This window comes from Acidovorax sp. 93 (genome assembly GCF_003633835.1).
Taxonomy (GTDB): Bacteria; Pseudomonadota; Gammaproteobacteria; order Burkholderiales; family Burkholderiaceae_C; genus Acidovorax; species Acidovorax facilis.
Genome location: NZ_RBIT01000001.1, coordinates 1,865,100 through 1,887,445, shown reverse-complemented (window position 1 = coordinate 1,887,445; position 22,346 = coordinate 1,865,100). Strand labels below are relative to the sequence as shown.

The 22,346-nt window shown below is 63.1% G+C and carries 19 protein-coding genes and 2 riboswitches; of the genes, 13 read left to right on the top strand and 6 right to left on the bottom strand.

Annotation, left to right across the window (positions count from 1 at the left end; translation table 11 throughout):
• Positions 1-27: 27 nt before the first annotated feature.
• A riboswitch (glycine riboswitch) is annotated at positions 28-155 on the bottom strand.
• A 13-nt stretch (positions 156-168) separates the two neighbouring features.
• A riboswitch (glycine riboswitch) is annotated at positions 169-268 on the bottom strand.
• A 5-nt stretch (positions 269-273) separates the two neighbouring features.
• The 3 genes from C8C93_RS08555 to C8C93_RS08545 form a co-directional block, all read right to left on the bottom strand.
• Entirely contained in the window at positions 274-1,551 is a 1,278-nt protein-coding gene (locus C8C93_RS08555) for a TRAP transporter large permease (RefSeq protein ID WP_121506572.1), read from the bottom strand.
• Complete coding sequence (locus C8C93_RS08550) at positions 1,548-2,042, bottom strand: TRAP transporter small permease (RefSeq protein WP_121506571.1); 495 nt, start codon at positions 2,040-2,042, stop codon at positions 1,548-1,550. Before C8C93_RS08550 ends, C8C93_RS08555 begins: the two co-directional genes overlap by 4 nt.
• 147 nt (positions 2,043-2,189) lie before the next feature.
• Positions 2,190-3,161 carry a TRAP transporter substrate-binding protein gene (locus C8C93_RS08545; protein ID WP_121506570.1) on the bottom strand — a complete coding sequence of 324 codons (972 nt, stop codon included), beginning with the start codon at positions 3,159-3,161 and terminating at the stop codon, positions 2,190-2,192.
• Positions 3,162-3,542: 381 nt separating this feature from the next.
• Between C8C93_RS08545 and C8C93_RS08540 the strand changes: the two genes are divergently transcribed.
• From C8C93_RS08540 to C8C93_RS08495, 10 genes are all read left to right on the top strand, one after another.
• Positions 3,543-4,001, top strand: coding sequence for an Lrp/AsnC family transcriptional regulator (locus tag C8C93_RS08540; RefSeq protein ID WP_121506569.1), 459 nt, complete (start codon positions 3,543-3,545; stop codon positions 3,999-4,001).
• A 264-nt stretch (positions 4,002-4,265) separates the two neighbouring features.
• Positions 4,266-5,180, top strand: coding sequence for a LysR family transcriptional regulator (locus C8C93_RS08535; protein WP_121419953.1), 915 nt, complete (start codon positions 4,266-4,268; stop codon positions 5,178-5,180).
• A 319-nt stretch (positions 5,181-5,499) separates the two neighbouring features.
• The gene (locus C8C93_RS08530) at positions 5,500-6,339 is read left to right on the top strand and encodes a putative hydro-lyase (protein ID WP_255577604.1); all 840 of its coding nucleotides are present in this window, start codon (positions 5,500-5,502) and stop codon (positions 6,337-6,339) included.
• Between the two features lie 25 nt (positions 6,340-6,364).
• Positions 6,365-7,330: a TRAP transporter substrate-binding protein gene (locus tag C8C93_RS08525; RefSeq protein WP_121506568.1), complete on the top strand. Its 966-nt coding sequence runs from the start codon at positions 6,365-6,367 to the stop codon at positions 7,328-7,330.
• Positions 7,331-7,440: 110 nt separating this feature from the next.
• Positions 7,441-7,950, top strand: coding sequence for a TRAP transporter small permease (locus C8C93_RS08520; protein ID WP_121506567.1), 510 nt, complete (start codon positions 7,441-7,443; stop codon positions 7,948-7,950).
• A 21-nt stretch (positions 7,951-7,971) separates the two neighbouring features.
• Positions 7,972-9,270 (top strand): TRAP transporter large permease, encoded by a 1,299-nt coding sequence (locus C8C93_RS08515; protein ID WP_121506566.1) that lies wholly within the window; start codon positions 7,972-7,974, stop codon positions 9,268-9,270.
• A gap of 43 nt (positions 9,271-9,313) precedes the next feature.
• On the top strand, positions 9,314-10,279 hold the full coding sequence (locus tag C8C93_RS08510; protein ID WP_055402383.1) for a TRAP transporter substrate-binding protein: 966 nt from the start codon (positions 9,314-9,316) through the stop codon (positions 10,277-10,279).
• A 34-nt stretch (positions 10,280-10,313) separates the two neighbouring features.
• Positions 10,314-10,886 carry a hypothetical protein gene (locus C8C93_RS08505; protein WP_055402385.1) on the top strand — a complete coding sequence of 191 codons (573 nt, stop codon included), beginning with the start codon at positions 10,314-10,316 and terminating at the stop codon, positions 10,884-10,886.
• A 44-nt stretch (positions 10,887-10,930) separates the two neighbouring features.
• On the top strand, positions 10,931-14,584 hold the full coding sequence (locus C8C93_RS08500; RefSeq protein WP_121506565.1) for a hydantoinase B/oxoprolinase family protein: 3,654 nt from the start codon (positions 10,931-10,933) through the stop codon (positions 14,582-14,584).
• A 131-nt stretch (positions 14,585-14,715) separates the two neighbouring features.
• A complete protein-coding gene (locus C8C93_RS08495; RefSeq protein WP_121506564.1) occupies positions 14,716-16,389 on the top strand; it encodes a methyl-accepting chemotaxis protein in 1,674 nt (557 codons plus the stop codon).
• Positions 16,390-16,471: 82 nt separating this feature from the next.
• On the opposite strand, the gene C8C93_RS08490 is transcribed toward C8C93_RS08495, so the two are convergent.
• Complete coding sequence (locus C8C93_RS08490) at positions 16,472-18,172, bottom strand: electron transfer flavoprotein-ubiquinone oxidoreductase (RefSeq protein ID WP_121506563.1); 1,701 nt, start codon at positions 18,170-18,172, stop codon at positions 16,472-16,474.
• A gap of 139 nt (positions 18,173-18,311) precedes the next feature.
• Between C8C93_RS08490 and C8C93_RS08485 the strand changes: the two genes are divergently transcribed.
• Positions 18,312-19,094, top strand: a complete 783-nt coding sequence (locus tag C8C93_RS08485) for an SDR family oxidoreductase (protein WP_055402392.1) — start codon at positions 18,312-18,314, stop codon at positions 19,092-19,094.
• Positions 19,095-19,114: 20 nt separating this feature from the next.
• Positions 19,115-19,546: a thioesterase family protein gene (locus tag C8C93_RS08480; protein ID WP_121506562.1), complete on the top strand. Its 432-nt coding sequence runs from the start codon at positions 19,115-19,117 to the stop codon at positions 19,544-19,546.
• Positions 19,547-19,619: 73 nt separating this feature from the next.
• On the opposite strand, the gene C8C93_RS08475 is transcribed toward C8C93_RS08480, so the two are convergent.
• Complete coding sequence (locus C8C93_RS08475) at positions 19,620-20,192, bottom strand: peroxidase-related enzyme (RefSeq protein WP_121506561.1); 573 nt, start codon at positions 20,190-20,192, stop codon at positions 19,620-19,622.
• Positions 20,193-20,237: 45 nt separating this feature from the next.
• Positions 20,238-21,041 carry an IclR family transcriptional regulator gene (locus C8C93_RS08470; RefSeq protein WP_370108519.1) on the bottom strand — a complete coding sequence of 268 codons (804 nt, stop codon included), beginning with the start codon at positions 21,039-21,041 and terminating at the stop codon, positions 20,238-20,240.
• Between the two features lie 146 nt (positions 21,042-21,187).
• Here C8C93_RS08470 and C8C93_RS08465 point away from each other — a divergent pair, with 146 nt between their 5' ends.
• Entirely contained in the window at positions 21,188-22,183 is a 996-nt protein-coding gene (locus C8C93_RS08465) for a tripartite tricarboxylate transporter substrate binding protein (protein WP_121422712.1), read from the top strand.
• The last annotated feature ends 163 nt before the right edge of the window (positions 22,184-22,346 follow it).

The window sequence follows — 22,346 nt, the reverse complement described above, 5'->3', positions numbered from 1 at the left end:
GGGCCGCAGCCACAAGGTGGCCACGGGATTTGCCCTGCTGTCCGCTTTACCTGAGAGATTCACCGCAGCGCCCTGGCTGGCCGTGCGGTTTGCTCCTTCGGTGGATGGCCTCGACACGCGGGTGCGGTGGGCCATCTCTCTCCAGCAAGGGAACGCCCGCATCACTGCGGGCGGTTGTCAGTCCTTTTGCCTGAGCGTTCGGCTGCTGCCTGCGCCTTCGGCGGTGCGGTGGCCTGTGGGGCTTGGCACTCTCTCCTGACCTAACGATTCTAACTACTTTGCGTAGACCAGATCTCGGAGAGCGAGTGAGATCGAGGGTATGTACGTGATGATCATCAGGCAAACCAGGATCACACAAACAAAAGGCAGTAAGTGCTTGATGATGCGGTCCAGCGAGATTCTGGCCACCGTGCAGGCCGCAAACAGATTCACTCCAAAAGGCGGGGTGATCATGCCCAGCGCCAGGTTCACCACCATGATCAGCCCGAAATGCACCGGGTCGATGCCGAAGTGCATGGCCACGGGCGCGAGGATGGGCGCCAGCACGATGATGGCGGCGCTGGTCTCGATGAACATACCGATCACGAACAGCGCCGCATTCACCCCCAGCAGGAACAAGGCAGGGGACTGCAGCACGGCTTCGAGCCAGCGGCCGATGGCATCGGGCACCCCGGCACGTGTGATGAGGAACGCAAACAGCCCGGCATTGGCAATGATGAACATGATCACCGCCGACGAGATGGCCGACTTGCGCAGGATGGCGAACAGGTCCTTGATGCGGATCTCGCGGTAGATCACCACCCCCACGATAAGCGCGTAGAACACGGCCACGGCCGATGCCTCGGTGGGGGTGAACACGCCGCCGTAGATGCCGCCCAGGATGATCACAGGCATGAGCAGCGCCCAGCCTGCCTGGAGCGTGGCCTTGCCAAACGGCATGCGGCCATCGCCGTCGTTCTTGCCCCAGCCCTTGTACTTGCAATACGCCCATACGAAGAGCATCAGCGCACCGCTGATCAGCAGGCCCGGGCCAAAGCCCGCGATGAACAGCTCGCCAATGGACACTTCGGCGCTCACGCCGTACAGGATCATCGGGATTGAGGGCGGAATGATCACACCCAGCTCGGCACTTGTGGCCTGCAGCGCAGCCGCATAGCTGGTGGGGTAGCCATGCTTGATGAGCGCGGGGATCAGGATGGCACCAATCGCAAACGTGGTGGCCACCGACGAGCCCGACACGGCCGCGAAGATCATGCAGGTGAGCACGCAGGTCATGGGCAGGCCGCCCTGCACGCCGCCCACGATGCTCTTGGCAAACTCCACCAGGCGGCGCGAGATGCCACCGGTCTCCATGAGGTTGCCCGCGAGGATGAAGAAGGGGATGGCCGCCAGCGGAAACTTGTTGATCGAGGCGAACATCTCCTTCACCGAGATCAGCATGTTGGCGTTGGATGCCTGGATGCCCAGGATGGAGGCGAGGCCGATGGACACGGCCACCGAAATGGTGAGTGCAAAGCAAATCACCATCGTTGAAATCATGACCATGCTCATTGGGCGGTCTCCAGTTCCATGCGCAGGGGGTCGATGAGATTGCCGATGATGCCGACAGTGCAGAACAGGCCGCCGACGGGCATGGCCAGGTAGGCCCAGAACATGGAGACGGATTCCAGCCCCGCCATGCTCTGCACGCCACCACGTTGAGCGTAGTCCCAGCCGTACCAGATGACGATGCCGATCAGCGCCAGGGCTGCCAACGCGACCACCCAGTCCAGCACCCGCCGCAGGGCGGGAGGGCTCCAGCGGTAAAGCACATCCACGCTGACCATCGCGCCCTGGCGGAACGCGCTGGGGATGGCCAGGAACACCATCCAGATCAGGCTGAAGCGGATCAGCACTTCCGTCCATTCGGCGGGCTGCTCCAGCACAAAGCGCATGAGGATCTGGAACATGCCCAGCGAGGCAGACAGGGCCAGCATGGCGCAGGCCCCCAGCATGGCGATGAACGTGGTCCATCGCTCAAAGGTGAGAAAAGCATTTTTCATGGGGCAGTGCCAGCCATGGGCAGTTGAAACAACAGGGGGGACAACACGGTAAGCAATCAGGCAAGAAACCCGGGGCGGGAGCAAAAACGCCCGATAGCGCTTGCGCTACGGGCGTTGGTTGCTACTACATCGATAGTAGCGCGGGCATCACTTGAAGTCGCGGATCTTGTCGAGCGTGGCCTTGCCGAACTGCTTTTCGAACTCGGCATTTACGGGGGCAAGCGCCGCCACAAACTTGGATTTGTCGGGGTTGTCCACCACCGTCATGCCCTTGGCGCGCAGGTCGGCCACACCCTTGGCATCGTCTTCATCCACGCGGGCCCGGTTGGCCTTGGTGCCTTCCTTGGCGGCGTCGATGAAGGCCTGTTTGTCCGCGGCCGACAGCTTCTCGAAAGCGCCCTTGTTCATCACGAAGATGGCGGGCGAATACACGTGGCCGGTCAGTGTCAGGTGCTTTTGCACCTGGTCAAACTTGGCCGAGATGATCACGGGCAGTGGGTTCTCTTGGCCGTCCACGGTGCCTTGTTGCAGGGCCGTGAACACTTCGGGGAAGGCCATGGGCGTGGTGATGATGCCAAAGCCCTTGTACGCGGCGATGTGCACGGGGTTCTCCATGGTGCGCATCTTCAGGCCCTTGAGATCCTCGGGCGTGTTCACCGAACGCTTGCTGTTGGTCATGTGGCGGAAGCCGTTTTCGGCCCAGGCCAGGGCTTTGAAGCCCTTGCTGTCGAACTTGGTCAGCATCTCCTGGCCGATGGGGCCGTCCAGCACCGCACGGGCATGCGCCTTGTCGCGGAACAGGAAAGGCACGTCCAGAATTTTGGTTTCAGGCACAAAGTTGGGGATGGGCCCTGTGGAGCTGAACGCCAGCTCTTGCGTGCCCAGCTGCACGGCTTCGATCGATTCGCGCTCGCCGCCCAGGGCGCCGTTGTAGAAGGTCTGCACCTTGTAGCGGCCGCTGGTGCGCTTTTCGACTTCCTTGGCAAACGTGTCGATGGCAATCCCCTGGTGGGAATTCTGGGCTGTCGAGATGCTGATGCGCATGGTGGTCTGCGCGGCAGCGGTGGCCACAAAGCCGAGCGCAAGGCTCAGGCCGACGACGAGTTTGGTCAGTTGCATGCTGTCTCCTGTTAATGGTGGGCTGGGTTGGTGGGGATGCACGGTTGCTCCTTGCAGAGCGGACCCCAGCCTCTGCCAAATTATGGCGGTGCAGCATCGGCGCAGGCATCGGGGTTTGTGCTGGTAAGCGTGCTTATTAACTACCCACCAGGGCGCTAGCCAAGGCGCTTCTGTTGGCCATGGGCGACGCCAAAAAATGCCAAGGGCCCCGTGCTGGCGGTAACCAGCCGGGGCCTTGTCAGTTTGTGCGCTCCGGTAAGAGCGCCTTGATGGAAGAAGTATGCGCGGGGCGGATGAGATGAATTTGCTGAATTCGCTTCAAATGGAGTGAATCGCAGAATATTTTTCTGTGTTGGCGAAGATTAGTGAATAATCCAGCCGATGGATCGACTGGATAGAAAAATTCTCGCTGTGCTGCAGGGCAACGCCCGCGCCAGCCTGCAAGAGATCGGGCAGGCCGTGGGCCTGAGCGCATCGCCCTGCTGGGGCCGCATCAAGAAGATGGAAGAGGCGGGTGTGATCCAGGGCTATACCGTGCGCATCAACCCGCAGTCGCTGGACCTGGCCGACACGGTGCTGGTGCAGGTCACGCTCGATAGCCATTCCGACAACACGCTCGAAAAATTTGGCGAAACACTTGCCAGCATTCCTGAGGTGATCGAGGCGCACCTGGTGTCGGGCGACTACGACTACCTGCTGCGCATCGTCGTGAAGGACACGCGCGATTACGAGCGCTTGCTGCGTGAGAAGCTCTACAAGATCAAAGGCATCCGGCACAGCCGCTCCAGCTTCGTGCTGCGCACGCTCAAAAAGGCCGATCTGCCCCTGTTTGTCGCATGAGTTTGAATGAAATTGGACTCTAGCGCTTATCTGTAAAGCGCCAATAGCTATTGTTTTTATAGTATTTGCATCCGGTCGCAATTCCATTGCGCAGGCATCGAGGAAACCCGGCGATGCTCTGTTTTTGCGGCTCAAAGGCTGTGGAGCACGTGGATCAACGGCAGAATGGCCACGCCTTTCGGCACTGGCTTGGGGGATGTTGCACCACCACGGTGCACCGCCAAGGAGCTTGCAACGTGCCAGCGAGGCCGGAGAACCACCACCATGAACCTGCGTTTTGTCGAAGCCTTTTACTGGGTGGCCTCCCTCAAGAGCGTGACGCGCGCAGCGGAAAAGCTCTTTCTGACGCAGTCGGCCATGTCAAGTCGCGTGGCGGCGCTGGAGGAAGAACTGGGCGTGCTGCTGCTGGACCGGCGCGACAAACATTTCAAGCTCACAGTGGCGGGCACGCGCTTTCTGACGTACGCCAAGCGGATGCTGGAGCTGCAGCGCCAGCTCAAGGCCGAGATGGGCTCGGGCGGCCCGCTGGAAGTGTCGATTCGACTGGGCGCCATTGAGTCGGTGCTCCACTCGTGGCTCATCCCCTGGGTGGAACAACTGCGCAAGGACAACCCGCTGCTGGAGCTGGAACTCACGGTCGAATCCACGCCGGTGCTGCTGGATCAGATCCGCCGGGGCACGCTGGATGCAGTGTTTGCGGCCTTGCCCGCATCGGCCGAAGGCATTCGCAGCCAGGCGCTGACGCCGATGGAGATGGTGTTCGTCGGCAACAGCAAGATCCACCGCAAGCGGCGCTATGCATCAGAAGACTTTGCCGGCACCGACATCCTGACCTTTCAGCGCGGTTCTCAGCCCCATGTGTACCTGCTGGACACGCTGCGCCAGGCGCAGGTGGAGCCGCGCTGCGTGCACACCATTTCCTCAATCTCTGCCATGGTGCAGCTGGTGCAGGGCGGTTTTGGCGTTGCCACGCTGCCGCGCCTGGCGGTGCAGAGGATGCTGGCATTCCCGGATCTTCGTGCGCTGGCCTGCGACATTGCGCTGCGTCCGCTGCCCATTCACGTGAGCTACCGCGAAGACCCGTCTTCGCCCGCAATGGAGGCGATCGTGCGTTCGGCGCTCAGCTTCATCGAAGCGCAGCAACCCCCAGCGCCCAAGCCCCGCAAGGCCCGCGCCTGAGCGCGGGGACCACGCACGCTCCTTTTTCCGCTGCGCGCACTGCGGCTGCAGTGTCTGCGTTTACGGCGCAGCCCCGAGAACTTCGCATTGAAGCGACATGCGCAGTTCGGTGCGACTGCGCTTGTGCAAATTCTCCTTTCGAGGACTCGGGTTAACCCTAAATAGAAGTCCAAGGGTTAACCCTGAGCACCAAATTGGTTTGCTTCGCCCCAATGAAGTGCATCGAAAAAATCGATGAGCTAAGAGAAATTTTTTGAATTTGCCAGCGCAGTTACACCCCAACACAATCCGTCCAACGTCATGCAATTGACTTTTCTCAATGCAAGGAAATACGGTGGACTTAGCTCAAGAAAATTCGCTCGCGGTGTTTGGCCCTGAGGGCACCAGCAATCCGAACCACGTCCGCGACACCATCCGCAAGGGCCTGTGGACATCGCACACCAGCGGTCTCGCAGACGGCCATGTGCAAGGCAACGTGGTCATCCTGCCCGAGGTGCTTGCCAGTGACTTTCTGCGGTTCTGCCAGCGCAATCCCAAGCCTTGCCCCGTGCTGGCGGTCAGCGAGCCCGGCCAGTTCACCCTGCCTTCGCTGGGCAAGGACATCGACATCCGCAGTGATGTGCCGCTGTACCGCATCTGGCGCCACGGTGAAATGTCGGAGGAGGTGGCGGACATTGCCAGCCTCTGGCGGCCGGACCTGGTCACCTTCATCCTGGGCTGTTCGTTTTCGTTCGAGTCCGCATTGATCGAGGCAGGCATCCGCCTGCGCCACATCGACGAAGGCAAGAACGTGGCCATGTTCCGCACCAACGTGCAAACCGAGCCGGCCGGCCCTTTTGGCGGCGCCATGGTGGTGACCATGCGTCCCATGCCCGCAGCGGATGTGATCCGTGCGGTGCAGGTCACCTCGCGTTTCCCCAATGTGCATGGAGCGCCTGTGCACATCGGTGACCCGGCCCTGATCGGTATCGCCGATCTGGCCCATCCCGACTACGGGGACGCCGTAGCGCTGATGCCGGGCGAAATCCCTGTTTTCTGGGCCTGCGGTGTCACCCCGCAATCGGCCATCTTGAATGCCCAGCCCGCGTTCTGCATCACGCATGCACCGGGCTGCATGCTGGTCACCGACCTTCTCAACCACCAGCTCGCCAGTTTCTGATCCGCTTTCAACAAGGAGTTCCACCATGAAGAAAATCACAATTTGTTTGTCCGCAGTCCTCAGCGTCTGCGCCGCCCAGGCCCAGATCAAGTGGGACCTGCCCACGGGTTATGGCGCCAACAGCTTCCAGACGCAGAACGTGCAGCAGTTCGCCAACGAGGTGGATCAGCTCACGGGCGGCAAGCTCAAGATCGTGTTGCACCCCGGTGGCTCGCTGTACAAGGCCAACGAAATCAAGCGTGCGGTGCAAACCGGCCAGGTGCCTTCGGCCGAGTTCATTCTCTCGGGCGCATCCAACGAGAACCCGCTGTTTGGTGTGGACTCGATTCCGTTCCTGGCCACGAGCTATGCCGATTCCAAGCGCCTGTATCTGGCCGCCAAGCCTGCCCAGGAGAAGCTGCTCGCGTCCCAAGGCGTGAAGGTTCTGTTCAGCGTGCCATGGCCCGGCCAGTCGCTCTACTCGCTCAAGCCCGTGAGTACGCCCGCGGACTTTGCTGGCACCAAGATGCGGGCCTACAACCCCGCCACCACGCGCATTGCGCAACTGCTCAAGGCGCAGCCGGTGACGATCCAGCTGTCGGAGCTGGGCCAGGCCCTGGCTACCAACACCGTGCAGAACTTCCTGACATCCAGCGCCAGCGGCGTGGAATCCAAGCTGTATGAGCAGGTGAAGCACTTCTATCCCGTCAGCGCATGGCTTCCGCGCAATGCCACCGTGGTGAACCAGAAGGCGTTCGATGCCCTCGACAAGCCTTTGCAGGACGCCGTGCTGAAGGCAGCGGCAGCCGCCGAAGAGCGCGGCTGGGCCACTAGCGAGCGCGTGGACAAGGAGTTCATCAAAGAGCTGGGCGCCAAAGGCATGACCGTGGCCGAGCCCAGCGACAGCATCAAGAAGGAACTGACAAGCATTGGCGAGTCCATGACGGCCGACTGGATCAAGTCTGCCGGGCCGGAGGGACAGGCCATCATCGACGCCTACCGCAAGAAGTAATCGTCGTTTTCCGGGCCCCCGCAGTGGGGCCGGGGTAGCACAGGCGCCTGCTGCCCAGTTCTTTCGTCGCCACTCCCCCTCATTTTTTTCAAGCGTTACCGGAGTACGCCATGGACAAACTCGTCCGAAATTTCTACAGGCTGCTGATGTTGCTGTCCGGCCTGTCCATGCTGGCTGCGTTCGCCGCAGTCACGCTGGGCGTGTTTGCCCGCGAGGTCATTCACGTCAACATCGACGGTCTCGACGCGTATGCAGGCTACGCCATCGCCGCAGCGCTGTTCTTTGCATTGCCCGGCACATTGCAAAACGGAGACCACATCCGGGTGACCCTGTTGCTCGACCGGCTGCCGTCACGCTGGCGCGGCGCCTTTGAATGGTTCTGCCTGTCCAGTGCACTGGTGCTCACGGTCTATATCGCCTGCTACGCAGTGCGCTCGGTGTGGATTTCCTACGTCACGCACGACATTTCGCCTGCGGCCGATGCCTCGCCGCTGTGGATTCCCCAGATCAGCATGGCCATGGGCTGCATCGGCTTTGCGCTGTCGTTTGCCCATGCGCTCATCCTGCGCTTTCAGGGCGTGGCCTTCATGGCCGTGTCTGAATCGGCCCGTTCCGAGTAACCCCTGGCAGGAGAAATCAACATGGACGTCATCATTGCCTTTGGCCTGATCGTGGTGCTCTTTGCAGTGCTCGGTTCGGGTTTGTGGATCGGCCTGTCACTGCTTGCGGTGGCGCTGGTCGGTATGGAGCTTTTCACCAGCCGCCCCGTGGGCGACAGCATGATGCTGACCATCTGGGGGTCTACCTCCAGCTGGACGCTCACGGCTTTGCCGCTATTCCTCTGGATGGGCGAGATACTGTTTCGCAGCAAGCTGTCGAGCAGCATGTTCAAAGGCCTGGCGCCCTGGCTGGACCGTCTGCCCGGCCGCCTGTTGCATGTGAACGTGGTGGGCTGCACCATCTTCGCAGCCATCTCGGGCTCATCGGCGGCCACTTGCGCGACCATCGGCAAGATCACGCTGCCCGAACTCAAGCAGCGTGGCTATCCCGAAGACATCTCGGTGGGCACACTGGCTGGCGCAGGCACGCTGGGCCTGCTGATCCCGCCGTCGATCATCATGATCGTCTATGGCGTGGCGGCCAATGTGTCGATCTCCAAGCTGTTCCTGGCTGGCGTGATCCCAGGCCTGCTGCTGGCAGCACTTTTCATGGGCTACATCGTCGTGTGGGCCTTGTTCAACAAGGACAAGGTGCCAGCGCCCGATGCCCGCCTGAGCTTTGTGCAGAAGCTCTATGCGTCGCGCCACCTGATCCCTGTGGTGTCGCTCATCGTGGTGGTGCTGGGCGCCATCTACAGCGGTATTGCCACCGCCACCGAGGCCGCGGCGCTGGGTGTGGGCGGGTCGCTGATTCTGGCGAAGATCGAGGGATCACTCGATTGGGCGCGCTTCAAGGACGGGCTGGTCGCTGCCTGCCGCGTGTACTGCATGATCGGCCTCATCCTGGCGGGCGCCGCGTTCCTCACACTGGCCATGGGCTTCATCGGCCTGCCACGCCACCTGGCCGAGTTCATCGGCGCCCTGCACCTGTCGCCCTTTGCGCTGATGCTGCTGCTCATCATGTTCTTCATCCTGCTGGGCTGCTTCCTGGATGGCATCTCCATGGTGGTGCTGACCATCGCGGTGCTGCTGCCCACGGTGGAAGCTGCAGGCTTTGACCTGGTGTGGTTCGGCATCTTCATCGTGTTGGTGGTGGAGATGGCGCAGATCACGCCGCCGGTGGGCTTCAACCTCTTTGTGCTGCAGGGCATGACGCGCCGCGAAGTTACCTGGATCGCCCGCACTGCACTGCCTTTGTTCGCATTGATGATCGTTGCGGTCATCCTGACGTATTTCGTGCCCGACGTCGTGCTCTGGCTGCCACGCCAGATGCAGGGCTGACCCCGCAGCACCCCTCACCGAAAAATCCGTACAGGAGCTCACCATGAAGACCATCGTGTTGTTGGCCGCGCTTGCCGTGGCCCCGGTGCTGCACGCCCAAACCCAGTGGAAGCTGGCCACGGGCTACCGGGCGGAGTCGTTCCACACGCGCAATATCGTCCAGTTTGCGCAGGACGTGGAGCGTGCTTCAGCCGGTGCATTGCGCATTGAAGTGCATGCCAACAACGCCTTGTTCAAACTGGCTGAGATTCCTCAGGCGGTGCAGGACGGCAAGGCCCAGGCGGGCGAAACCATCATGACGAGCCTGGTGCGCGAGATCCCTATGGCAGGTGGCGATTCCGTGCCTTTTGTGGTCCGCAGCTATGCCGACGCACGGCGCATGTGGGATGTGCAGCGACCGTTGATCGAAGTGCACATGGCGCGCAAGGGGCTCAAAGCCTTGTACGCCGTGCCGTGGCCTCCGCAGGGGCTGTTCACCACGGTCCCGGTGCGTTCGTCGGTGGATTTCAAGGGCACCCGCATGCGCACTTACAACCCGGGCACGGTGCGCATTGCCGAGCTGCTGGGCGCCACGCCCGTGGATGTGCCCATGGTCGAGGTCAATCAGGCCCTGGCGGCCGGAAAGCTGGATTCGATGATCACATCGGCCCTGACCGGGGTGGAAAACCAGGTCTGGGGCCAGATCAAGCAGTACTACGGTATCAACGCCTGGTTCCCCAAGAACATCGTCTTTGTGAACCAGCAGGCGTTTGACGCACTGCCCGCCCCGGTGCGCCAGGCCGTGAGCCAGGCTGCAGCAGACGCCGAAAAACGGGGCTGGGCGATGAGCGCCGCCGTGGCCGAGGAGTCGGTGATCGAACTGCAGCGCAAAGGCATCAAGGTCGAGCCCCCCACCGCGGTGCTGGACTCCGAACTCAAACGCCTGGGCGAACGCTTTTCCCGCGAATGGGTGCGGTCCGTGGGGAGCGAGGCCAACCAGCTCTTCATCCCGTACTACACGCAGCGCTAGGCCATTGCATTGTTGGCATCACCAAGGAATCACCATGCAAACCCCTTCCGACACCATCGAGATGTATCTGCTGGCCAAGGATGGCAACCGGCCTCACCTGATCGAGCGGGCCTTTGCCGGCGGCGCGCTGCTGCGCATGGACGTGCGGCAGGGCGACATGGACTTTCCGCCGGTGGCCCACGGCCGCGACGCCATTGCCGAAACCCTGGTACGCCGCTTTGGCCGCACTTATGAAAACGTGTACAGCTTCTGTCTGGCCGATCCTCCCGATCCTGCGTGCGCGGAGTTTCACTGCCCCTGGCTTGTGGCCATGACCGAAAAAGACAGCCGCGCGGTGCGCCTGGGTTGCGGCCAGTACCACTGGCGCTTTGCACCGGGCTCGCGCCTGGCGCAGGAGCTGAGCATTGTGGTGGACAGCATGCAAACCCTGCCGCCCTCGGACATCCATGTCGTGATGCCCTGGATCGCTGCACTGAGCCGCCCCTGGTGCGGAGCGGACAAGGCCATGGTCACAGCGCCCTCCATTCCTTCTGTGCGCGCGGTGCTGGAGGCACTGGCTCGCGCGCCGCGCTCCCCGGCCCGCTCCCCTCTGGCCCTGGCGGCCTGAGCGAGCACCGAACCCTTTCATTTCACTTTGCAAACCATCACACCATGACACAACTTGCACCCACCACCCACATTCCCCGCTGGCAGTTCTGGATTGACCGTGGGGGCACATTCACCGACATCGTGGCCAAGCGGCCTGATGGCTCGCTGACCACCCACAAGCTGCTGTCTGAAAACCCCGAGCAGTACAAGGACGCCGCCGTGGCGGGCATCCGCCACCTGCTGGGTTTGAAGCCTGGCGAGCCCGTCACACCCGCGCTGGTGGAGTGCGTGAAGATGGGCACCACCGTGGCCACCAACGCATTGCTGGAGCGCAAGGGCGAGCCCACGCTGCTGGTGACCACGCGCGGCTTTCGCGACGCGCTGCGTATTGCCTACCAGAACCGCCCCCGTTTGTTCGATCGCCACATCCAGTTGCCCGAGCTTTTGTACACCGAGGTGATCGAAGCGTGCGAACGGGTGGGCGCCCATGGCGATGTGCTGCAGGCACTGGACGAACCCAGCCTGCGCGGCGACCTGCTGGCCGCCTACGGACGTGGTCTGCGCAGCGTGGCCATTGTGTTCATGCACGGCTACCGCTACACCCAGCATGAACAGGCGGCTCAGCGCATCGCCAAAGAGGTGGGCTTCACGCAGATCAGCACCTCGCACGAAACCAGCCCCATGATGAAGTTCGTGAGCCGGGGCGACACCACCGTGGTGGATGCTTACCTCTCACCCATCTTGCGCCGCTATGTGGAGCAGGTCGCCAGCGAGATGCCGGGCGTCAAGCTGTTCTTCATGCAGTCTTCGGGGGGCCTCACCGATGCGGGTACCTTCCAGGGCAAGGATGCGATTCTGTCGGGGCCCGCAGGTGGCATCGTAGGCATGGCGCGCACGGCGGGCCTGGCCGGGCATGAAAAGGTCATCGGCTTTGACATGGGCGGAACGTCCACGGACGTGAGTCACTACGCCGGTGCGTTCGAGCGCGAGTTCGAAACCCACGTCGCCGGTGTGCGCATGCGCGCCCCCATGATGAGCATCCACACGGTGGCGGCTGGCGGCGGCTCGGTGCTGGCCTACGACGGTGCCCGCTTCCGAGTGGGCCCCGAGAGCGCAGGCGCCAACCCAGGCCCGGTGAGCTACCGCCGGGGCGGCCCGCTGGCCGTGACCGATGCCAACGTGATGGTGGGCAAGGTGCAGCCGCGTTACTTCCCCAGCGTGTTTGGCCCCGCCGCCAACGAAACACTGGACGCCGATGCGGTGCGCGCCCGTTTTGAGGAAATTGCTGCGCAGACCCAGCGCAAGCCCGAAGAAGTGGCCGAAGGCTTCATCCAGATCGCTGTGCAGCAGATGGCCAACGCCATCAAGAAGATCAGCGTGGCACGCGGCTACGACGTGACGCGCTACACGCTGCAGTGTTTTGGTGGCGCGGGCGGCCAGCATGCCTGCCTGGTGGCCGACGCTTTGGGCATGTCGCGTGTGTTTGTGCACCCGCTGGCGGGCGTGCTCAGTGCTTATGGCATGGGTCTGGCGGACCAGACGGTGATCCGCGAACAGGCGGTGGAGATGCCACTGGCCGCCGCATCGCTGCCGCTGATTGCGGAACGCCTGGACGCACTGGGCTCTGCGGCCCAGGCCGAGCTGGAGCGCCAGCAGGTCAGCGCCAACCCGGTGCAGGTGCGCCACAACGTGCACGTGCGCTACGAAGGCACCGATTCGGCCCTGGTGGTGCCGTTTGGCGACATGGCCAGCATCCAGGCCGCTTTCGAATCTGCCTATCGCCAGCGTTTTGCCTTCCTGATGGTAGGCAAGGGTCTGGTGGTGGAGGCCGTGTCGGTCGAGGCCATGATTGCGGGCGATGCCCCCGCCGAGCCGCGCCTTCCCGTGCATCCGCACCGCAAGCACCCACAGCGCGAGACGGTGAAGATGTACTCGGGCAGCGCATGGCACGATGCCGCCCTGGTGGTGCGCGAGGACCTGCACCCTGGCGACGTGATCCCAGGCCCGGCCATCATTGCCGAGAAGAACACCACCACCGTGGTGGAGCCCGGCTGGTCTGCGCGCCTCACGGACCTGGATCACCTGGTGCTGGACCGCGTCACCGCGCGCAAGGTGCAGTACGCCGCAGGCACCACGGTAGACCCGGTGCTGCTGGAGGTGTTCAACAACCTATTCATGAACATCGCTGAGCAGATGGGCCTGCAGCTGCAGAACACGGCCTACTCGGTCAACATCAAGGAGCGCCTGGACTTCAGCTGTGCGCTCTTCGATGCCACGGGCAACCTGATCGCCAACGCGCCGCACATGCCCGTGCACCTGGGTTCCATGGGTGAGAGCATCAAGACCGTGATCCGCGAGAACGCGGGGAAGATGCACCCGGGCGATGTGTACATGCTCAACGACCCGTACCATGGCGGCACCCATCTGCCTGATGTGACCGTGATCACCCCGGTGTATGTGGCCGAGGGCAAGGAGCCCACGTTTTATGTGGGCAGCCGGGGCCACCATGCCGACATCGGTGGCACCACGCCGGGCTCGATGCCACCGTTCTCCACGCGCATCGACGAAGAGGGTGTGCAGATCAACAACGTGAAGCTGGTGGACCGTGGCATCTTTCTGGAAGAAGAGGTGCGCAGCCTGCTGAAGACGGGTGGCGGCACCACGCCGTACCCCAGTCGCAACCCTCAGCAGAACCTGGCCGACCTGCGTGCCCAGATCGCTGCCAACGAGAAGGGTGTGCAGGAACTCTCGAAGATGGTGGGCCAGTTTGGCCTGGATGTCGTGCAGGCCTACATGCGCCATGTGCAGGACAACGCGGAAGAGTCGGTGCGCCGCGTGATCACGCAGCTCAAAGACGGGCAGTTCACCCTGAAGCTGGACAACGGCGCGCAGATCAGCGTGTCGGTCAAGGTCAATGTGGCCGAGCGCAGCGCGGTGATCGACTTTGCAGGCACCAGTGCGCAGCAGACCAACAACTTCAACGCCCCGCGTGCAGTGTCCATGGCGGCGGTGCTGTATGTGTTCCGCACGCTGGTCGACGATGACATTCCGCTCAATGCCGGGTGTTTGAAACCCCTGCAGGTCATCATCCCGCAGGGCTCCATGCTCAACCCCAATCCGCCGGCCTCGGTGGTGGCGGGCAATGTGGAGACCTCCACCTGCATCACCAATGCGCTGTTCGGCGCTTTGGGCGTGATGGCGGGCAGCCAGCCCACCATGAACAACTTCACCTTTGGCAATGCGCAGTACCAGTACTACGAAACCATTGCCGGTGGCAGCGGTGCCGGTGCGGTGTTCGATGCTTCGGGCCGCACGGTGCGCGGGTTTGACGGCACCAGCGTGGTCCAGACGCACATGACCAATTCGCGCCTGACCGACCCCGAGGTGCTGGAGTTCCGCTTCCCCGTGGTGCTCGACAGCTACGAGATCCAGCGCGGGTCTGGCGGGGCAGGCCGCTGGGCGGGTGGTGATGGTGGCGTGCGGCGCGTGCGCTTTCTGGAGGCGATGACGGCCAGCATTTTGTCCAACGGGCGCCTGAACCCCGCCTTTGGCATGGCAGGCGGCCAGCCCGGCCGGCCCGGTGCCAACCGCGTGCTGCGTGCCAATGGCCAGGTGGAAGAGCTGGGCCATATCGGCGCGGCGCTGATGGAGCCTGGCGATGTGTTCGAAATCGCTACCCCCGGCGGTGGCGGCTTTGGCGAATGTGTCACGTTGTGACGTGATGGGCCGCTGACCCCAGTGGGGCATGTGCTGTGTGTGATGTACCTGCGGGGACACACTGGGCACAGCGCTTGCCACCACTGGTTTCCACCCCCGCACGGTGCGGGAAATGAACCAGGAGAACGCTCATGAACTACTTGCCAGCCACTTCCGGGGCGCTTGGCGGCGCCACCTTCTCCGCCGCACCTGCACACGCGGATGTCAACCGTGCCACAACAGACTCTGCCGCCCAGAGCCCAGAGCCTGCGCGGCGCAGCCGCACCCTGAGCGTGGGGCAGAAGCTGGCGGCCAGCTTTGGCATTCTGGGCTTCGCGGTGGCCTTGCTCGGCGCCACCACCTGGCTGACGGGCCAGGGCACCAGCCGCCAGGCTACGCTGCTGACTGCAGAGCAGCTGCCCATTGAGCGCACGGTGCGGGACTGGAAAACGCAGTCTGTCTATATCGGCCAGATTGCATTGCGTGCCACGTTGTCGTCCGACGTGTTCCCGCTGGTGGCTGAGATGCGCAGCCAAATCGCCGCCGAAGACGCGATGCGCAAGCGCATTGAAGAAGCGATGGCCAAGGCGTCCTCCAGCGAGAGCGCCGGGCCGCTGTGGACCGAAGCCCAGGAGCAACGCCAGAAATATGCAGTGTTGCGGGATGCGCTGGTGCAAAACGCCCTCGAAGCCAAGATCATCAGCCAGAAGGAGTTGCAGGAACACGCTGCTGCGTTGACCCAGTACCTGCGCTCCATTGACCAGTTGCTCGCAGCCTCCGAGCAGTCATCCCTGAAAGCGGGTGACAGCATGATTACCGACGCGTCCCGTGCGCAATGGGTCAGTGCTGTGGCGGTGCTGGTGGTGGTGGCGTTGTCGGCGCTGTTTGGCTGGCTGCTGCGGCGCTCCATCGTGCTGCCGCTGCGCCAGGCCTGCGAAGCGGCGGACCTGGTGGCGCGGGGCGACCTGACGGTGCGCATGCAAACCCAGCGCACCGACGAGATTGGCCAGCTGCTCACGGCGCTGGACAAGATGGTCGAGTCGCTGCACTACGTGGTGACCGAGGTGCGTGACTCGGGCGAATCCATCCATGTGGCCAGTTCGGAGGTGGCAGCGGGCAACACTGACCTGAGCATGCGCACCGAGCATGCCGCCAGCAACCTGCAGCAGACGGCGGCCAGCATTGCGCAGCTGGCGCAGATGGTGGCCGCCAATGCCGACAGCACGCGCCAGGCCAATGCCCTGGCGCTGAACGCCACCGAAGTGGCCAGCAAAGGCGGCGAAGTGGTCAGCCAGGTGGTCAAGACCATGGAAGAGATCAACGCCAGCAGCAAGAAGATCGCCGACATCGTTGGCATCATTGATGGCATTGCGTTCCAGACGAATATCCTGGCACTGAACGCCGCCGTGGAGGCCGCCCGCGCGGGCGAACAGGGGCGCGGCTTTGCCGTGGTGGCCAGCGAAGTGCGGGGCCTCGCAGGGCGCAGTGCCAATGCGGCGCGTGAGATCAAGGCGCTGATCTCCACCAGCGTGGACAAGGTGAGTGATGGCGCCCGGCTGGTGGTGACCGCAGGTTCCACCATGGGCGACATCGTGCAGAGCGTGGAGCGGGTGACCACGCTGATGTCCGAGATCAACGAGGCCAGCAGCGAGCAGAGCACACAGATCGGCCAGGTGAGCCAGGCGGTCGACCAGCTCGACCACATGACGCAGCAAAACGCCGCGCTGGTGGAGCAGGGCGCTGCAGCGGCCCAGAGCCTCAAGGACCAGGCCAACCGGCTGGCGGGTGCGATGGGGCAGTTTCAACTCACGCGGGCAGCCGCGTGAGCGCCAGTGCCAGATAGATCAATAAAAAAGGGCCTGCAGCGCAGGCCCTTTAAGCACTAGGTGCTATGAATTTTGATGGTGCTCACATGCCTGCATAGTTCGGACCGCCGCCGCCTTCAGGGGTGACCCACACGATGTTCTGCGTGGGGTCCTTGATGTCGCAGGTCTTGCAGTGCACGCAATTTTGCGCATTGATCTGCAGGCGCTGGGCATCACCGCCTTTGGTGGTGTCGGGCACGAACTCGTAAACGCCCGCCGGGCAGTAGCGCGCCTCGGGGCCCGCGTACTTGGCCAGGTTGATGTTGACCGGCACACTCGCGTCCTTGAGCGTGAGGTGGGCGGGCTGGTTCTCTTCATGGTTGGTGTTGCTGATGAACACGCTGGAGAGGCGGTCGAACGTGAGCTTGCCATCGGGCTTGGGGTAGACGATGGGTTTGCACTCGGCCGCAGGCTTGAGGTACGCGTGGTCGGGCTTGTCGCGGTGCAACGTCCAGGGGATGTGGCCGCGCAGCACAAATTGTTCGAAACCGTTCATCAGCGTGGCCGTGGTCAGGCCGTACTTGAACCAGTTCTTGAAGTTGCGGTCCTTGTTCAGTTCGGTGTGCAGCCAGCTCTTTTCGAAGGCTTCGGGGTAGGCTGTCAGCTCGTCGTGCTGGCGGCCAGCCACCACGGCGTCGTAGGCGGCTTCAGCGGCCAGCATGCCGGTCTTGATGGCGGCGTGGCTGCCCTTGATGCGGCCCACGTTCAGGTAGCCCGCATTGCAGCCCACCAGTGCGCCACCCGGGAACACGGTCTTGGGCAGGGCGTTGATGCCGCTGGCGTTGATCGCGCGTGCGCCGTACGACAGTCGCTTGGCCGTGACTTCGCCCTTTTCGTTTTCGAAGTAGTAGCGGACGTTCGGGTGCGTCTTCCAGCGCTGGAATTCCTCGAAGGGGCTGAGGTAGGGGTTCTGATAGCCCAGGCCGGTCACAAAGCCCACGGCCACCTTGTTGCCCTCCAGGTGGTACAGGAAGGCGCCGCCGTAGGTGTCGTTCTCCATGGGCCAACCAGCGGTGTGCATCACAAAGCCGGGCTGGTGCTTCTTGGGGTCGATTTCCCAGAGTTCCTTCACGCCAATGCCAAAGCTCTGCGGGTCGCGGTCCTTGTCGAGGTGGAACTTGGCAATCAGCTGCTTGCCGAGGTGGCCGCGTGCGCCTTCGGCAAACACGGTGTATTTACCCAGCAGCTCCATACCGAGCTGGAAGTTTTCGGTGGGCTCGCCGTCCTTGCCGATGCCCAGATTGCCCGTGGCCACACCCTTGACGGAGCCGTTATCGTTGTAGAGGACCTCTGCGGCGGTAAAGCCGGGGAAGATTTCCACGCCCAGGGCCTCTGCCTGATCGCCCAGCCACTTGGTCAGGTTGCCCAGGCTGATGATGTAGTTGCCATGGTTCTGCGCAAACGGTGGCAGGAACATGTTGGGCACGCGAAAGCCCGATTTTTCAGACAGGAAGATGTAGGCGTCGTCGGTGACGGGCTGGTTCAGGGGCGCGCCGCGCTTTTTCCAGTCGGGGATCAGCTCGGTGAGGGCCTTGGGATCCATGATGGCGCCCGACAGGATGTGCGCACCGGGCTCGGAGCCTTTTTCGAGCACCACGACCGAGACGTCCTGGCCTTTTTCGGCCGCCAGTTGCTTCAGGCGGATCGCAGTGGCAAGGCCGCCAGGGCCGCCGCCAACGACCACCACGTCGTATTCCATGGATTCGCGGGGGCCGTATTGGGCGAGGATTTCTTCGTTGGTCATGGGCTTCTCGTCGGGCGTTTGATAATGGATTATTTTCTACAGAGCGCCGACCGCGCCCTGTCTGTCTGGCGACTGATTGTATTCACGGAATATGGACAATCGAACGACCGTTCTATTTTGATCAGTAGGGAGACTCTAAATGGCATACAGCATCGACTTGTCCGGCCGCGTGGCCTTCATCACGGGCGCCTCCAGCGGCCTGGGCGCGCAGTTTGCCCGCACGCTGGCCCGCGCGGGCGCAGGCGTCGTGTTGGCCAGCCGCCGGGTGGAAAAACTCAAGGAGCTGCGCGCGCGCATCGAAGGCGAGGGCGGTGACGCCCATGTGATCGAGCTGGACGTGACCGATCACGACTCCATCAAGTCCGCCGTGGCCCATGCCGAGACCGAAATGGGCTCCATCGACATTCTGGTGAACAACTCGGGCGTGAGCACCACGCAGCGCATCCAGGACGTGACGCCCGAGGACTACGATTTCATCTTCGACACCAATGTGAAGGGCGCCTTCTTTGTGGCGCAAGAGGTGGGCAAGCGCATGCTGGCCCGCTCCCGCGGTGCAGCGCCGGGCAGCTTCACCGGCGGTCGCATCATCAATATCGCTTCGATGGCGGGCCTCAAGGTGCTGCCGCAGATCGGTGCCTATTGCATGAGCAAGGCCGCCGTGGTGCAGATGACCAAGGCCATGGCCATCGAATGGGGCAGGTTCGGCATCAACGTGAATGCGATCTGCCCGGGCTACATCGACACGGAAATCAATCACCACCACTGGCAGACCGAGCAGGGCAAGAAGCTCATCGACATGCTGCCCCGCAAGCGCGTGGGCAACGCGCAAGACCTGGATGCGCTGCTGGTGATGCTGGCCAGCGACCAGAGCCATTTCATCAATGGTGCGGTGATTGCGGCCGATGACGGCTTTGGGGTCTGATCCCTCGGGTGTGCGAAGCCATGAAGATTGAAATCCCGGAAATCAAGAAGCTGGTTTTTGAAATGCGCTTCCCCGTGCGTTGGGGCGACATGGACGCCATGGGCCATGTCAACAACACGGTGTATTTCAGGTACCTGGAGACGGCGCGCATCGACTGGATGGTGTCGGTGGGCTGCAACCCCGATCCGCGCGGGCAGGGGCCGGTCATCGTCAATGCGTTCTGCAATTTCTACAAGCAGCTCGAATACCCGGCTGACGTGCTGCTCAAGCTCTACGTGAGCGACCCGGGCCGCACCACGTTTGAGACCTGGGGCACGATGGAGCGCGTGGACCAGCCCGGCGTGATTTGCGCGGCAGGTGGCGCCACCACCATCTGGGTGGACTTCCCGCAGCAGAAGGCAGCGCCCTTGCCGGACTGGATGCGGGCGCTGGTCTCTGCGGATAGAATTTGAATGAAATTGGGCTCTAGCGCTTATTGGATAAGCGCTAGTAGCTATTAGATTGATAGTAAATGCGCCAGGGCACTTACTTCTGCTTGGGCACCCGTCCCATCAAGTAAAACTCTGGGTTGGGCTGCATGCCCGCAAAGCTGGCCATGCGGTTGCTCAGGCCAAAGAATGCAGTGATGGCCGCGATGTCCCAGATGTCCTCGTCGTCAAAGCCGTGGGCGTGCAGCGCAGCGAAGTCGGCGTCCTCGATCTCGTGCGAGCGCTGGCAGACCTTCATCGCAAAGTCGAGCATCGTGCGTTCGCGTGGGCTGATGTCGGCCTTGCGGTAGTTCACGGCCACCTGGTCGGCGATGAGGGGTTTCTTTTCATAGATGCGCAGGATCGCGCCGTGCGCCACCACGCAATACAGGCACTGGTTGGCCGCGCTGGTGGTAGTGACGATCATCTCGCGCTCGCCCTTGGTCAGGCTGCCTTCTTCTTTCAGCATGAGTGCATCGTGGTACGCGAAGAACGCTCGCCACTCGGCCGGGCGGCGCGCAAATGCCAGGAACACGTTGGGGATGAAGCCCGCCTTCTCCTGCACTTCCACGATGCGTGCGCGGATGTCTTCGGGCAGGGTGTTCAGGTCGGGAAAAGGGTAGCGGCTCACGGCGGTCTCCTGTGGTTTTTGTGAGTTGAGGTTGCGGGGCAAGTATCACGGATGCCACTGGGTGGCTCGTACAGGGCTTTGTGCGGGCGCGGCCGAATTGCCCGCCAGCGCATACGACAACTGGGTGGCCGCAGCCATCACTGTCTGCGCCAGCGCTTCGAGCTTTTCGGCCGGCAGGCGCGAGGCTGGGCCCGAAATGCACACCGAGCCCATCAGCCGCCAGTGCATGCCAAACACCGGCGCCGACACCGTGGCCACGCCCTGTTCGCGCTCGCCAATCGACCAGTGGTAGCCCTTTTTGCGGATCTCTTCATAGGCCTTGCCCGGCTCGCCCGAAAACGCCAGGATCACACGGCCCGGCGATCCTTTGTCCAGCGGCAGGCCTTCGCCCATGCGTGCGTGGTGGCGCAGCGCCTGCGGGCCTTCCACACGCACAAGGCAGGTCCGCACATTGCCTTCGCGCACATAAAACGCGGCGCTTTCGCCCGTGGCAAGGGTCAGCTCGCGCAGCGCGGGCTCCAGCACGTTCTGCACGTCAAAACCGGCCTGGTAGCGCGCGCCCAGCCAGCCTGCCGCCGGGCCCAGGCGCCAGTCGCCATCCTCGCGCTGCACCATGAAACCCGACTGCGCCAGCGTGCGCGCCAGGCGCAGCACCGTGGTCTTGTGCAGGCCGCAGCGGCGGCTCAGCTCGGCCAGGGGCAGGCTGGATTCGCCCAGTGCAAAGGCTTCCAGCACCTGCAGGGCACGTGTGACGGCGATGACACCACCACCGGGTTCTGCATCTGCCGGAGCCATGGGACGGGGCGCGGGGGCGAGGGGTTGGGAGGGCTTGGCGGGGTGGTTGCTCATGGCGCAATTCGTTTCATGGTACGCAACTGCATTGTATGGGTTGAAACGTCTGCGTACAGTCGCACCCACGGCGCCGGACCAGAACACGCATCACAACAAAGGCCCTGCAGACCGGCGTGACGAACCACCACAACGGAGACAAATTCATGACCGCCTTCACTTCGCTTTCGCGCTCCCTGTGCGCTGCCTTCCTGGGCTTTGCGGCCGCAGCCGCACCTACCGGGGCCGCTCTGGCGCAGGCCGCTTACCCCAGCAAACCCATCCGCCTCATCGTGCCGTTCCCGCCCGGCGGCGGCACCGACATGATTGCCCGCACGGTGGCGCAAAAGCTCACGGACCAGAACAAGTGGAACGTCATCGTGGACAACCGCCCTGGCGCGGGCGGCAACCTGGGGGTGGACGCCGCCGCCAAGTCACCCGCCGACGGCTACACGCTCGTCATTGGCCAGACCAGCAACCTGGCCATCAACCCCACGCTGTACCCCAAGCTGCCGTACGACCCGCTCAAGGACCTGGTGCCCGTGGCGCTCGTCTCGTCCTCGCCCATCGTCATGGCTGCGCCCATCAACTCACCCTTCAAGAGCTACGCCGATGTGGTGGCGGCCGCCAAGGGCAAGCCCGATGCGCTGACGCTGGGCTATTCGGGCAACGGCACCGTGGCCCACCTGGCCGGGGAACTGGCCGAAAACGCCGCCGACATCAAGCTGCGCCACATCCCCTACAAGGGCGCGGCCCAGGCCATGACGGACCTGGTGGGCGGGCAGATCGACCTGTACATGTCGTCGGTGCCCACGCTGCTGGGCCAGGTGCGCAATGGCAAGCTCAAGGTCATCGCCATCACCTCGGCCAAGCGCTCGCCGCAATTGCCGGATGTGCCCACGCTGGCCGAGTCGGGCTACAAGGGCTTCGAGGCCGTGACCTGGTTCGGCATCCTGGCCCCTGCCGGTACGCCCACACCCATCCTGGCGCAGCTCAACAAGGCCATCAACGCGGCCCTGCAGCAGCCCGATGTGGCCGACAAGCTGCGCTCCGAAGGCGGCGATGTGCTGGGCGGCACCGCCGAGCAGTTCAGCGCGCTGCTCAAAGCCGAAGTGCCGCGCTGGGCCAAGATCGTCAAGGACTCGGGCGCCAGCCTGGACTGACGGGCTCACGCTGGGGGGGCGGTTTGTCCCGCGTATCTGCCCGCCCCACTTCTTCACCTTCGCATTTCGTCTGCACTTCGCCAGCCGCTGAGTCCGGGGCTGGTTGCGCTGCGGCATGGGCGCCTTGCACGCGCATCCCAGTCAGCCGCGCCCATTCGCTCCC

What these genes read in the sequence shown, in the direction of transcription:
- C8C93_RS08470 (WP_370108519.1), bottom strand. Translation starts at nt 21,041, where the DNA reads ATGAGCAACCACCCCGCCAAGCCCTCCCAACCCCTCGCCCCCGCGCCC.
- C8C93_RS08525 (WP_121506568.1), top strand. Translation starts at nt 6,365, where the DNA reads ATGAAGAAAATCACAATTTGTTTGTCCGCAGTCCTCAGCGTCTGCGCC.
- C8C93_RS08520 (WP_121506567.1), top strand. Translation starts at nt 7,441, where the DNA reads ATGGACAAACTCGTCCGAAATTTCTACAGGCTGCTGATGTTGCTGTCC.
- C8C93_RS08510 (WP_055402383.1), top strand. Translation starts at nt 9,314, where the DNA reads ATGAAGACCATCGTGTTGTTGGCCGCGCTTGCCGTGGCCCCGGTGCTG.
- C8C93_RS08500 (WP_121506565.1), top strand. Translation starts at nt 10,931, where the DNA reads ATGACACAACTTGCACCCACCACCCACATTCCCCGCTGGCAGTTCTGG.
- C8C93_RS08555 (WP_121506572.1), bottom strand. Translation starts at nt 1,551, where the DNA reads ATGAGCATGGTCATGATTTCAACGATGGTGATTTGCTTTGCACTCACC.
- C8C93_RS08480 (WP_121506562.1), top strand. Translation starts at nt 19,115, where the DNA reads ATGAAGATTGAAATCCCGGAAATCAAGAAGCTGGTTTTTGAAATGCGC.
- C8C93_RS08515 (WP_121506566.1), top strand. Translation starts at nt 7,972, where the DNA reads ATGGACGTCATCATTGCCTTTGGCCTGATCGTGGTGCTCTTTGCAGTG.
- C8C93_RS08485 (WP_055402392.1), top strand. Translation starts at nt 18,312, where the DNA reads ATGGCATACAGCATCGACTTGTCCGGCCGCGTGGCCTTCATCACGGGC.
- C8C93_RS08495 (WP_121506564.1), top strand. Translation starts at nt 14,716, where the DNA reads ATGAACTACTTGCCAGCCACTTCCGGGGCGCTTGGCGGCGCCACCTTC.
- C8C93_RS08545 (WP_121506570.1), bottom strand. Translation starts at nt 3,161, where the DNA reads ATGCAACTGACCAAACTCGTCGTCGGCCTGAGCCTTGCGCTCGGCTTT.
- C8C93_RS08540 (WP_121506569.1), top strand. Translation starts at nt 3,543, where the DNA reads ATGGATCGACTGGATAGAAAAATTCTCGCTGTGCTGCAGGGCAACGCC.
- C8C93_RS08465 (WP_121422712.1), top strand. Translation starts at nt 21,188, where the DNA reads ATGACCGCCTTCACTTCGCTTTCGCGCTCCCTGTGCGCTGCCTTCCTG.
- C8C93_RS08490 (WP_121506563.1), bottom strand. Translation starts at nt 18,172, where the DNA reads ATGACCAACGAAGAAATCCTCGCCCAATACGGCCCCCGCGAATCCATG.
- C8C93_RS08505 (WP_055402385.1), top strand. Translation starts at nt 10,314, where the DNA reads ATGCAAACCCCTTCCGACACCATCGAGATGTATCTGCTGGCCAAGGAT.
- C8C93_RS08530 (WP_255577604.1), top strand. Translation starts at nt 5,500, where the DNA reads ATGCAAGGAAATACGGTGGACTTAGCTCAAGAAAATTCGCTCGCGGTG.
- C8C93_RS08535 (WP_121419953.1), top strand. Translation starts at nt 4,266, where the DNA reads ATGAACCTGCGTTTTGTCGAAGCCTTTTACTGGGTGGCCTCCCTCAAG.
- C8C93_RS08550 (WP_121506571.1), bottom strand. Translation starts at nt 2,042, where the DNA reads ATGAAAAATGCTTTTCTCACCTTTGAGCGATGGACCACGTTCATCGCC.